Annotated in this window: 8 protein-coding genes and 1 pseudogene; 2 read left to right on the top strand and 7 right to left on the bottom strand. The window is 38.3% G+C overall.

Annotation, left to right across the window (positions count from 1 at the left end; all coding sequences use genetic code 11):
* Positions 1-670 precede the first annotated feature (670 nt).
* A complete protein-coding gene (locus MMO38_RS16170) occupies positions 671-1,969 on the top strand; it encodes a dicarboxylate/amino acid:cation symporter (protein ID WP_241324158.1) in 1,299 nt (432 codons plus the stop codon).
* A 246-nt stretch (positions 1,970-2,215) separates the two neighbouring features.
* Here the strand turns inward: MMO38_RS16170 and MMO38_RS16165 are convergent, their stop codons facing one another.
* Positions 2,216-3,097, bottom strand: coding sequence for a LysR substrate-binding domain-containing protein (locus MMO38_RS16165; RefSeq protein WP_241324157.1), 882 nt, complete (start codon positions 3,095-3,097; stop codon positions 2,216-2,218).
* A 134-nt stretch (positions 3,098-3,231) separates the two neighbouring features.
* On the opposite strand from MMO38_RS16165, the gene MMO38_RS16160 reads away from it, so the two are divergent.
* Positions 3,232-4,647 (top strand): aspartate ammonia-lyase, encoded by a 1,416-nt coding sequence (locus MMO38_RS16160; RefSeq protein ID WP_241324156.1) that lies wholly within the window; start codon positions 3,232-3,234, stop codon positions 4,645-4,647.
* 68 nt (positions 4,648-4,715) lie between these two features.
* Here MMO38_RS16160 and MMO38_RS16155 read toward each other — a convergent pair whose 3' ends face one another.
* From MMO38_RS16155 to tssH, 6 genes and pseudogenes are all read right to left on the bottom strand, one after another.
* Positions 4,716-5,672 carry a M15 family metallopeptidase gene (locus MMO38_RS16155; protein ID WP_241324155.1) on the bottom strand — a complete coding sequence of 319 codons (957 nt, stop codon included), beginning with the start codon at positions 5,670-5,672 and terminating at the stop codon, positions 4,716-4,718.
* 3 nt (positions 5,673-5,675) lie between these two features.
* A complete protein-coding gene (locus tag MMO38_RS16150) occupies positions 5,676-6,266 on the bottom strand; it encodes a hypothetical protein (RefSeq protein ID WP_241324154.1) in 591 nt (196 codons plus the stop codon).
* 10 nt (positions 6,267-6,276) lie between these two features.
* The gene (icmH, locus tag MMO38_RS16145) at positions 6,277-7,086 is read right to left on the bottom strand and encodes a type IVB secretion system protein IcmH/DotU (protein WP_241324153.1); all 810 of its coding nucleotides are present in this window, start codon (positions 7,084-7,086) and stop codon (positions 6,277-6,279) included.
* Between the two features lie 10 nt (positions 7,087-7,096).
* The gene (gene tssK, locus MMO38_RS16140) at positions 7,097-8,461 is read right to left on the bottom strand and encodes a type VI secretion system baseplate subunit TssK (protein WP_005195646.1); all 1,365 of its coding nucleotides are present in this window, start codon (positions 8,459-8,461) and stop codon (positions 7,097-7,099) included.
* A 16-nt stretch (positions 8,462-8,477) separates the two neighbouring features.
* Entirely contained in the window at positions 8,478-9,575 is a 1,098-nt protein-coding gene (tssA, locus tag MMO38_RS16135; protein WP_241324152.1) for a type VI secretion system protein TssA, read from the bottom strand.
* A gap of 27 nt (positions 9,576-9,602) precedes the next feature.
* Positions 9,603-12,062 (bottom strand): annotated as a pseudogene (gene tssH / locus MMO38_RS16130) (type VI secretion system ATPase TssH); the annotation flags it as partial.
* Positions 12,063-12,160 lie beyond the last annotated feature (98 nt).

Below are 12,160 nucleotides of genomic sequence, written 5' to 3'. Positions count from 1 at the left end.
ATAATAAAAATAATAAATATTTGAAAAATATATGTTTATAATATTATCTTGGATTGCTTAGGACTACTGTTAGACGGACACCGCTTCCGCCAAATTCAAAAAGTCCTTGTGTAAACAAGGACTTTTTTTATATCTATAGTTTTATATCCCATATAAAAAGTACTTGGATTAGAGTAAATCTTTGAGTGCGGATTAAAATAAAAAATGAATGGCGATGTTCTCCAGTAAATAGTTATAGATGCAGAATCATTATTTGTAGTGGGGAGTCAATTTAGCATGTCATGAAGCGTGATTGTCGAGTTTATCCTAAAGCGCTTTTTTACAAGATCATTATAAAAGGTGTGAAAAATTTACTTAATTTATCAAATAAATATAACTCGTATTTCATCTACCAAGTCTTGCTTATTTGAGCTTTGAATCTGAATTTTATTTCATTTATATCACTCAAAAAACACTCAAAATTATGCATTTTTTGCATGAAATATTTAATTTTTGCATTGTCGTTTTTTTTGAAAAAAAGTAACACTTTCCTCTGCTAATTGTTGAGTCAATTGGTTTGTGCTTCTAGAAAGGCACAGCCTATCTGATGAGATCAGCATGGATCGTCATCAAAAATCAAATGTATGTTTGTGATTTTGATGCAAAGTGAAATAGGGAAGGAATAACTATTATGAATCAAAAAAAACTGCTCAAATATATTCTGATTGCGATGATCACAGGAATATTAGTGGGCTGGGCATGTCATAGCACTTTAAGCACTGCACAAACAACAGACATCGCGGGTTATTTTAAGATCGTTACCGATGTATTTCTAAGATTAATTAAAATGATTATTGCACCTTTGGTGTTTGCAACCATTGTTTCAGGTCTAATTTCAATGGGGAAATCATCCTCACTCGGATCGATTACTTTCAAAGCAATGACTTGGTTTATTGGTGCATCGTTCATTTCTCTTTTGCTTGGGATGGGCTTAGCCAATTATTTCCAACCTGGGGCAGGTATGAATCTCAGTATTCCACAAGAAGCTGTGGATGTTGGCGTGAGTGCTTCCAGCTTAAGCTTGCAGACATTTATTACGCATATTTTCCCGCGTAGTTTTGCAGAAGCGATGGCAAATAATGAAATTTTGCAGATTTTGGTGTTCTCAATTTTCTTTGGTTCAGCATTAGCGTATGTACAGCATCAAACGGGTGCTTCAGTCATTGGTCGAATCATTGATGAATTATGTCGTGTCATGTTCCGTATTACCGACTATGTCATGGCAGCAGCACCGATTGCGGTATTTGCAGCAATCGCATCAGCAATTGCAGTTCAAGGGCCTAAATTAATTCTTGATTATAGTATTTTCATTGGACAGTTCTATGTCGGTTTACTCATCCTTTGGATGATCCTCATTTCGTTTGGCTATATCTTCTTGAGAAAAGATGTTTTTAGATTGATGCGAGCGGTTCGTGAGCCAACCATGTTGGCGTTTGCAACAGCCAGTAGTGAGTCTGCATATCCAAAAACGATGGAAGCTTTGGATAAATTTGGTGTGCCGAAACGTATTACTAGCTTTGTATTACCTTTGGGTTATTCATTTAATCTCGATGGTTCAATGATGTATATGGCTTTTGCGGTGTTGTTTATTGCACAAGCCTATAATGTGGATTTGAGTTTTGCTCAGCAGGCTTTGATTTTATTAACCTTGATGATCACAAGTAAAGGCATTGCTGGCGTTTCGCGCGCATCTATTGTGGTGATTGCTTCGACACTCGCTATGTTTCAACTTCCCGAAGCCGGTATTTTATTAATTCTTGCAATTGATCAATTTTTAGATATGGGGCGTACTGCAACCAATGTCATCGGAAATAGTATTGCAACCGCGGTTATCGCGCGAACTGAAGGTGATAAGCATGAGGTTGAAGAGCAAGATGAAGTCATGGTTGAACCAATTATTCCAGTCAGTCGATTGGCAGATAATAGTTAAGATTTAAATTATTCCTATAAAATAGACTTCTTTCATTATTCTGTAGCCTTTTGATTTTCTCCAATCAGGTGAAGAAAAATATTTATGAGAGCGGTCTATTGAATAGTTTATATTGTTTTTTAAAAAGCTTTATTTATAGTGATTGTCTAGTTTTTGGGGTCTTAATCCAAAATATAGTTTATAAACAATCACTTTTTTATATTGTATTGATTTAATAAATTTAAAGGAATATGAAAGATATTAAAATTAACGAGAAGTTAATGAATTCCAAATGTAGCCTATTCGATTTGAAAGTATTATTTCACGTCTTATAATATATATGTTTTGAAATGTATGATAATTTTCCTGATCTACGATCATTAATTTTTTTTCATTAATTTCTTTTTCAATAAGTAATTTTGGCAACCACGCAATACCTAAGCCTTGTAAAGCGAGTTCTTTTAAGTCGCCAGCATTGTCTGTTTCATATAATGTACGGTAATTTAATTTATTCTCAATAACCTCATCGACACAGTTTCTTAAATAAGCTTGTTTACTATAAGCCAAGAGTGGGAAAAGCTGATCAAATGAAAATTTTGGTTGGTTATTATTGAGTGCGGTAACGGGGAGTATTTCCATTTTTACGATTTTATGGAAAGCGAAAAGGGAAGGGTCAAGTTGCTGTAACGTTTTTTGATCACAATAACAAATTAAAAAATCACATGAGCCATCCTTGAGCAAACGCATCCCTTGTTTCTGGTTGGCTGCAATAATTTCTAATTTTAAGTCTGCTAAATTGAGTGACAAATCGTGGATAAACCTTGGGAAAAATTGCGTTATTAATGAATGTGATACTGCAAATTTAACTGTTAATTCATTGTTTTTAATGTTTTTTTCTAGATAGTTAATTGTTGTTTCAAGTTGGTTTTGGATATTTTTTGCTGAAGCCAATAAAATTTGTCCAGCTTCGGTGAAGTCGATATTTTTACTATGCCGTTTTAAAATTTGGAAACCCAATGCCGTTTCAATATTTTGAATTCTACGTGAAAATGCAGATTGTGTGACGTGTCTCATCTCTGCTGCTTGGGAGATCGATTTTTCTTGCTCGAGTGCAAGTAAATCTTCAATCCATCGAATTTCCAAGGTCATAACCTATCCTTAACGCCTGCTTATATGCATTATAATCTATTATGCAAAAAATGCATGTAGTAATATTTTTTTACATTAGAAAAAAATCAATCTGTCCTCTAATATAAATTCATTGTTAAGCAGAGTCTATTTAAATGAACGTTAAGATTAACACACGGACTGAAAAAGATTTATTAGGTAATAAAGAAATTCCATCACATTGTTATTATGGTGTTCAAACTTTAAGAGCAATTGAGAATTTTAATCTAAGTCAGAATAAATTGAGTCAATTTCCTGCTTTTATTAAAGCATTGGCAATGGTGAAATCGGCATGTGCACATGCAAATTTCAAACTAAATAAAATTGAAGAAAATAAAAATAATGCAATTCAATATGCCTGCCAACAGATTTTAAATAATCAATATCATGATCAATTTATGGTAGATATGATTCAAGGTGGTGCTGGAACTTCAACCAATATGAATATAAATGAAGTTGTTGCAAATGTAGGCTTGGAATATCTTGGTCATTTAAAAGGTGAGTATCAATATTTACACCCAAATAATGATGTAAATATGTCTCAATCAACCAATGATGTCTACCCAACAGCCATAAAAATTGGATTAATCACTGCAATTCAACAATTAAACGTACCATTTAACGATTTAATTGAAAGTTTCAGAGCCAAGTCGGATGAGTTTGCCAATATTCTAAAAATGGGACGTACCCAGCTACAAGATGCTGTACCTATGACTTTAGGGCAAGAGTTTGGTGCTTTTGCAACGACTTTGCAAAATGATTTAGATAAATTAAATCAGATCATGCCTGAAGCTTTAAGTGTGGTTAATCTAGGCGGAACTGCAATCGGTACAGGCATCAATACTGAAACGCTGTATCGTGAATATGCCATTGCATCATTGTCAGAGATTACCCAGCGAAACATTAGCAGTGCCCCTGATTTAATCGAAGCAACATCGGATATGGGCGATTTCGTATTGTTGTCGAGTTTGTTAAAACGTACAGCAACCAAACTTTCAAAAATCGCAAATGACTTACGTTTATTATCTAGTGGTCCACGTGCAGGTTTAAACGAAATTCATTTAGAAGCGCGTCAGCCAGGTAGCTCGATTATGCCAGGTAAAGTGAATCCTGTGATCCCAGAGGCAATGAATTTGGTCTGTTATCAAGTGATTGCCAATGATTTGGCGGTTACTCTAGCCGCGGAAGCAGGACAGCTACAGTTGAATGCAATGGAACCATTGATTGCATTTAAACTGTTTGAATCAATCGAGCTATTAGGCAAAGCGATGCAGATGTTCCAATACAAGTGTATTGAAACGATTCGTGCCAATGCCGAACTTTGTCAGTCACAGGTCGAAAATTCAATTGGTATCATTACCGCGCTTAATCCATATTTAGGCTACGAAACGACCACTCGTATTGCGAAACAAGCCAACGAATCGGGACAAAGCGTGCTGGCTTTGATTAAAGCTGAGAACTTAATATCTGATCAAGTCTTGGCAGATATCTTAGCTGTGAAAAACATGGTACACCCGAAGCAATCGGTATAATTCATTGATCTAATTCATGAATGAATCAGTTAAAGAAGCCCATATGTATGGGCTTCTTTGTTATAAAGTCAAGAAATATTGCTATTGACCTGACCTTCAGAGGTGAGCATTTCCGCCATTTCTCTGGTTTTCTTCAAGCCGGGCATGCGATATTCAGTATGACCGAAGTCTTTAATGGACTTCCAACGACCACCCCAAGTTAAACCAACTGATTCAGCAACTTGGCCATATAGTTCATAGCCTCTCATCGCCCAAGGATCGCGTTCAGTGATGACCACTTTACCATTTCGTTTAAATGCTACATCGGCAGCCAATCCAAATTGATGGTAGCTTTGGTAACTTCTTGCGCGTGTTGTATTTGGATTTCCTGCCAACATATTTTGACGTTCGGGGCTACGATAACCTTCCAGTAACACCAGCTCATATCCATATTGTTCCTTCATAATCTTAAAGACCATGAGTAAGCGCTGCTTATAACGAGGATTCATCTTATCCCATTTACGGTCAACCATGCTGCTATCCAAAGCACCGTGGGAATGAGTGATGGGTACTTCTATCTGCGATGCATCAACCGAACCGCTGTGCTGAGCGAGGTATTCTTGTTCGATACGTGTTGCTTCGATGAGTGCATCATGAATTAGGGTGACATCGACTTCTGGCGGTGGGCTGAGTATTTCACCATTCAATAATGCATAAACCTGAGGGTCTGTTTCTTTTAAATATTCGGCTTCAATACGCGTTGAATTAATTGGACGTGTGAAAGCAAAGATCAGAATACTGGCAAATAAAAAGAAACCTGCAATTAAAATCCACCACTGTTGTAGATGCCAGTGTGATTGGATTTTTTCAGGCGCAGCAGCTTGATGCATGTTTTCCGCAAACTGCATCGCATTGACGATTTTTTTTCTGCTACTGGGAAGTAGTGACTGTAATAATTGTGAACATTTAGTGCGTAACTCATAAGACATTAACAACGTCAGTGTCACAGCGACCAAAATAAAACAGAAGGAAATAAACCAAATCATTGGTTATTTCAGTTCATTTACAGAAAAGGGCCGTTGGGTCACATTGATTTGTACCGTTGCCTCAGGTGCTTCGGCTTCAACCTCAACCTCCTTTGCTGCATTGGTTTTGGTTGGTTGAGTCGTTATTTTATTTACTTTGTCACTCACAGGTTGCCCATTTTTATTATTGCTGAGCTGTGGAGTCTTTGGTTGTGCTGTTTTTCCCGCATTATGTCCAATTGGGAAAGGCGAGGTTTGTTGTCCTGAATTTACTGGAGGTGGCGCAGCATGTTGGAAGAATTTATTTAAATCACTACTTTGTGGTTGAGTAAAATTACTATCTTCGTCAGATTCAGTGCTTTCTTGAGCAGTAAACTCGATCACGTGAGTGCTTTGAGAATCTTGTTGCGTACTTGTTGGGGGCGGCAACAACACTTCTGCCTGTTCAGTCTCATTTAGTTCTTGGTGCGACTGGGCTTTAAAAAATATGAAAAATATCAATAAACTAAAGATGATTCCTGATAGGAATCCGATGAATAAATAAATTACAGGAGATAAAGTCTTTTTTTTATTCGTCTGTAATATGCGTAATGAGGTAGGTTTTTCCTGAATCATGCTGCATCAACTAAGGTAAATGGATTGTAATATGTGCTTCTTCTGCGGGTGCTGAAATCACATTTTGATAAGGAGATAAAGCACTCTGGTTTTGTTGGGATAACATAAACTTTAGCCCTGCAAAAGTCAGCGCAGCAAACATCAATAAAAATATTAAGATCCAAAAGAATGGCAGTTCATGATGGATAATATGTTTAATTTGATCGGGGATCGCTGCAAAAGGGGAAAAAGCCGCTTTTTTACCTTTCAGATAATCAATTTCATCGCCGACACGGGCGACCAGATGATTTAAACTTTCAACGGATTCAAGTCTATATTTCCCTTGAAAACCTAAAAGTAAACAATAATGAAAAATCTCGAGTGCAGCTAAGCGATCTTTACCACGACTACGTAGTTGTTCCAAAATTTCAAAAAAACGATAACCTGCTAATTGTGAACCAAACAAGCTGAGCTGCAGAGGGCTAACCAACCACGTATTTTGCAAGTTGAAGTAGGCAGCATCTTGTTGAGTGGCGATGGTTTCATCGATTAAGGCACAGAATGCATATTTAGCATCATGAATATCATCACTCGAAAATTGAAGTCGTTTCGCTTGTTGCTCAAAACGATTTAATAAATCTAGGATTTTGCTACGAAAATCGCTGGGATTTGAGGGGATATAACGATTACGAATTAAAAATACCAAATAGAATCCGTCATGCAGCAGATCTATCAAATTTGTCGTTTGAGATTTATTTTGCGGGAGATTTGATGCAGGTAAACCTGAACCAATTTTTCCATCATCAAATAAAGAGGGTATGCCCGTCGGATGTTGAGTCATCATTGTTCTCTTAGGTATTCATTACGGCAATAAGTTCAATCGTGATATCTTGAAAACCAGCAGGTACATAGACACAAATGGTTTCTGATTCAAGCATCTGTTGATATAACTCGTGATGCGGTTCAATCTCAAAGTAACTTACACCTGAACGAACTGGAATCGCCGTTGGAACTTGCATTAAATGGTGCAGTGGCACGGCGGGTAAAGCAGCCACAACACGTCGCTCAACGTCAATGGTGCTACCCACTTTAAATCGCAATGGCACGATCTGAATGAGTTCGTGCGTTTGCATCACGCTACTTGAAACGGCAATATACAGACGAGTATCACGGGTGATTTTATCTGACTCAAGACTACCGACCCAATAAGATGGTCGAATTTCTTTCAGGTTAATATTGAAGTAGCGGTTTGAAATAATGGTATCTAATAAGTCTCTTAAGATCACATCCAGTTGCTGGAAGCTTTCTTGAAGCTGATGATGCTTGTAATGTGGCAAATGATCTACGTCATAATTGGTCGAAAAGGTCAGTAATGATCCAGTTAAACGTAAAAGTTCGGAAAATAAACGCTCAGGATGAATCAATGGATACTGTAATAAATGATTCAAGCCTGCATAAGACGTGTTTAGTGCGTTAATCAGCCAAAATGAGACAATATCTCCAGAGCGGAACTCAATCAGTTTTTGTTCATTTTCTCGGTTGCTGCTTTGAATGGTTTTGATCTTTGCTTTAATGACATTGAGGGTTCGTTTTAAGTTGCTGGTTAAAGCTTCTGACGCTGCAATGTGCAAAATGGGTGGGATAAACTTCTGATCCAACTCAAAAGAACCTGAACTTTGGCGTTTTAATTTACCAACAGCGAGATATAAAAAACCATCTAGGTTTTGACTTGGCTGAATATGTTGTTCTAGTAGTTTAAATTCTGCGCGACGACGTAATAAGCTGAGATCGGCTGGGCTCGCATCGGTAAATAAATCGTGCGTTTCAGCTAAATAGTTATGATAACGACTGGAAAGCGAGTGATCTCCATCCGAAATATTTTTCTTGTTGGCTTGTAAAATAGGTAAAGCAAGATAAACAACCATTTCACCTTTTAGATTGATATCATCCAACAGCAATGGTTCAGGGAGTAGGTCTTGTGCTGGAGCATTATAAATCTCTCCATCTTGCCAGATGATTTCGACTTCTTCTAACGCCAAAATATGGGTTGAAAGTTGCACCTGATCAAACTTGAGTTTTTGTACACCATAAGCATAAGGAACTAACGCGCGAATGGTATGGTTTAAACGCTGCTCGTGATAGGTATCTTGGATCTGGAAATGCTGTGGACGTAAAAATAAGCCTTCGCCCCAAAGAATTTTTTCTGCTTTAAACATATCAATTTACCAGTAATTATTCGTATTCATTCTTTGGCTGAACGCCGAGCATGTCTTGCACCATTTGTAAGGGATGCTCATCTTTAATAACTTGACCCAACCATTCATGTAGTGGCATTTGACTCCATTTAATTGTTTTTTGCAGCATATAGCTCACTGGGCTGTGTGGTTCATTTTTTTGAAAGTAAGTGGCAATCTCTTGCAGTACTTGCATGGCTTGTTCACGATTTTCAACATGCGATTGAACTTGTGGTTGAAAGGACAGTTGATTGTGGGTCATTGGAACCTGAGCTGTAACTGGTTGAGTTGTCGGTGCACTTGGGGTTTCGACTTGGGTTGCGCTTTGTTGGGTAGATTGTTCAAAATGATCGGTTTTATAGATCTTTTTTAGACTGATATGAATCGTATCTAAACTTGAGTCAATCGCTGCAAAACTTGGTGAATCTAAGCCCAATAAGCCATCCAAAACATTTTTAAGTACAGACCATTGCTGGAGGATTTCATTAAAATGTTGGTAGTTTAGATATTGAAAGTTTTTATCTGTATTCAATAAAGCCTGTTCAAATTGCTCTAATTCAGTGTTGTTATTCGTACTGTCATATTCATCATTTTGCTTGCGACGAATATTTTCATGGTAGAGAAAATTGTCATAATCAAGCAAATGATAAAAAGGGGAGTGATCAACTAACGAAACTTTTTTAATCAGTAACGGTAACTGATTAATGAGCCCCTGCAATAAACCAATCCGTTGATCCAGATCATCATCTTCAACTTCTGGATGGATCGTCAGCCAGTATTGCTCAAGTAAGCGATGGCTTAACTCTAGGCTTTTGGCAATCCCTGAAAAACCGTAAAGATTTGCCCAAGCCTCAGAAAGCCACGTAAGCAAGCGAATGTCTTTACTTTTAGATTGCAGCAAATCAATAGATGTAGATGCAACAAAATCCCAATCAGCTTGCTTAGGTTCAGTAACCCAATCCCCTTGATCAAGCAAAACATCATCTTGCGTTCTCGCTTTTTTGATGGTGTGAAACTCATTGGAAAAAGAGTAATCATCACCACAAGGCGATTGCTCATGAATTGGTGTAAGTAATGGGGATATGTCCATATTCATAACAATTGGGGCTCAATCTCAATAATCTTAAACGTCAGCTTTTGCTTTTCTACTCGCACGCTTTTTAGGTCCTTTTTCAACGGGATCTAATTGGTAGCTAATATCTTCATCTTTGACGTCAATAACGATAAGTTTCGGTAATTTATGCTCAGCTAAAGCAACAAGAATTTCAGTAGCAAGTGAAGGTAATACCGTCGAGTTTAGGATATTGTCCACATTTCGTGCACCACTATCAACTTCAGTACAGCGGTTCAATAGTAGTTCGACGAGCTCTTCAGAATACTGAACTTTAGTGGCATATTGCTTCTCAATTCTAGAAACAATTTTACCCAGTTTATGTTTAATGATTCTGACCAGTAATTCATCATGCAATGGGAAATAAGGAACGATCCGCATACGACCAATAAATGCAGGCTTAAACTGTTTATATAAACTTGGTTTTAAATGTTCCAGCAAGTCTTCAGCATTTGGCCATTCTTCAACAGGTTGGTTTAAGCAAGCCTGCATAATCGCACTTGATCCAGTATTTGAAGTGAGCAAGATGGTTGTATTCTTAAAGTCAATCAGACGACCTTCACCATCTTCCAAAGTTCCTTTGTCAAACACTTGGTAGAAAAGCTCTTGTACATCACTATGCGCTTTCTCGATTTCATCCAATAACACAACACTATATGGATTACGACGTACTGCTTCAGTCAGTACACCACCTTGACCATAGCCAACATAGCCTGGAGGTGCGCCTTTTAAAGAGGAAACCGTATGTGCTTCTTGATATTCAGACATGTTAATGGTGATTAAGTGTTGTTCGCCACCATAAAGCTCATTGGCTAAAGCCAATGCAGTTTCGGTCTTCCCGACACCACTTGGCCCGACCAACATGAACACACCTTGGGGTTTATTTGGATCTTCTAATTTGGCTTTAGAGGTCTTAATGCCTTGCACCAATTGGGTTAGTGCATAATCCTGACCCATGACGCGCTCAGCTAATTTATCTTCAAGCGTTAAAATTTGCTTAATTTCATCATTGACCATATTCCCAACAGGGATACCTGTCCAGTCGGAGATAATTTCGTTAATAATTCGAGGCGTGACACGTTCAAACACCAAAGGACTTTGTCCTTGAAGCTTGGTTAAGTCTGTTCTTAACGCGGCGATCTGATCTTTGGTTTCGCTATGTTCATCTTGCGCGTTTAACTGTTGGATCTGTTTCACCAAGGCAAGTTCTTGTTGCCATCGCGCTTCAATCTCTTGTATTTCATTTTCTAAAGTCGAAAGCTCTTGGTTAAGCAGCTCTAAACGCTCGTGATGGATCGGGAACTGCTGATGTTCATGCGTTAAAATTTGCTGTTCTAACTTTAGGTTGTGTTGTTGAGCTTTAAACTGGTCAAGGATTACTGGTTGGGCATTTTGAGTTAATGCCACACGAGCCGCTGCAGTATCTAATACACTGATCGCTTTGTCTGGAAGCTGACGTCCACTGATATAGCGATGAGAGGCATGAACAGCAGTGACAATCGCTTGATCATCAATATGTAGGTTGAAATGGTTTTGCATGACAGGAATCATGGCGCGCAGCATATCGATGGCAACTTCTTCAGTCGGCTCTTCCACTTTTACCACTTGAAAGCGGCGACTTAGGGCTGCATCTTTCTCAAAATACTGTTTGTATTCTGCCCATGTTGTTGCGGCGATGGTTCTTAACTCACCACGTGCCAAGGCTGGCTTGAGTAGATTGGCTGCGTCATTTTGTCCAGCTTGGCCGCCAGCACCGATCAGAGTATGTGCTTCATCAATAAATAAAATAATCGGGTGAGTGGAGGCCTGAACTTCTTGAATGACTTGTTTTAAGCGATTTTCAAACTCACCTTTAACACTCGCGCCCGCTTGTAATAGCCCCATGTCTAATACGTGCAGTTGTACATTTCTCAATGCTTCTGGAACTAAGCCCTGCGATATTTTTAATGCGAGACCTTCAACAACCGCCGTTTTACCTACACCCGGCTCGCCTGTCAGAATCGGATTGTTCTGCCGACGACGCATCAAGATGTCGAGCATTAATCGGATTTCAAACTCTCGCCCAATAACAGGATCAATCTGTCCATTCTGTGCTTTTGCAGTGAGGTTGATGGTGTATTGATCTAATGCAGGTGTTTTGATGACCGTTGCCATTTTTTCTTTTGGTGCTTCGGTTGATGCTGTTGGCGCTTCAATTTGAGCTTGTTCGCTACTTTGACCACAAATATCCAAAAACTTATGTTTCATGGTATCGATCGGGAATAGCTCAAATAAGCTCGATGCTCTGAAGGCAATTTGTTGTAAATCAGGTGCTGTGAGCAGTGCAATAATTAAATGGCTACTGCGAATCAAAGGTGTTTGCTCAGCAGAAGCTAATAACCAAGCTTGTTCAAATAGCTTAACAATTGATTTTGCAAATATCGGAGTACGAGTATTGCCTTTGGGTAGAGAGGCAATTGTTTCTTTTAAATCCTGAGTGGCTTTGTTGCACAAAGATTTGAAATGCAAAGCGCCCCTAATTGAGCCAAATTTAAGGCGTAACTTGGGTAAGTGGGCGACCTAATTCCGTA

The organism is Acinetobacter sp. NIPH 1852, from assembly GCF_022549455.1.
Taxonomy (GTDB): Bacteria; Pseudomonadota; Gammaproteobacteria; order Pseudomonadales; family Moraxellaceae; genus Acinetobacter.
This window is presented reverse-complemented; position numbering and strand designations above follow the sequence as displayed.

Coding starts and splice junctions, on each gene's coding strand:
- MMO38_RS16150 (WP_241324154.1), bottom strand. CDS start 6,266: ATGATTCAGGAAAAACCTACCTCATTACGCATATTACAGACGAATAAA.
- MMO38_RS16170 (WP_241324158.1), top strand. CDS start 671: ATGAATCAAAAAAAACTGCTCAAATATATTCTGATTGCGATGATCACA.
- MMO38_RS16160 (WP_241324156.1), top strand. CDS start 3,232: ATGAACGTTAAGATTAACACACGGACTGAAAAAGATTTATTAGGTAAT.
- tssK (WP_005195646.1), bottom strand. CDS start 8,461: ATGTTTAAAGCAGAAAAAATTCTTTGGGGCGAAGGCTTATTTTTACGT.
- icmH (WP_241324153.1), bottom strand. CDS start 7,086: ATGACTCAACATCCGACGGGCATACCCTCTTTATTTGATGATGGAAAA.
- tssA (WP_241324152.1), bottom strand. CDS start 9,575: ATGAATATGGACATATCCCCATTACTTACACCAATTCATGAGCAATCG.
- MMO38_RS16165 (WP_241324157.1), bottom strand. CDS start 3,097: ATGACCTTGGAAATTCGATGGATTGAAGATTTACTTGCACTCGAGCAA.
- MMO38_RS16155 (WP_241324155.1), bottom strand. CDS start 5,672: ATGATTTGGTTTATTTCCTTCTGTTTTATTTTGGTCGCTGTGACACTG.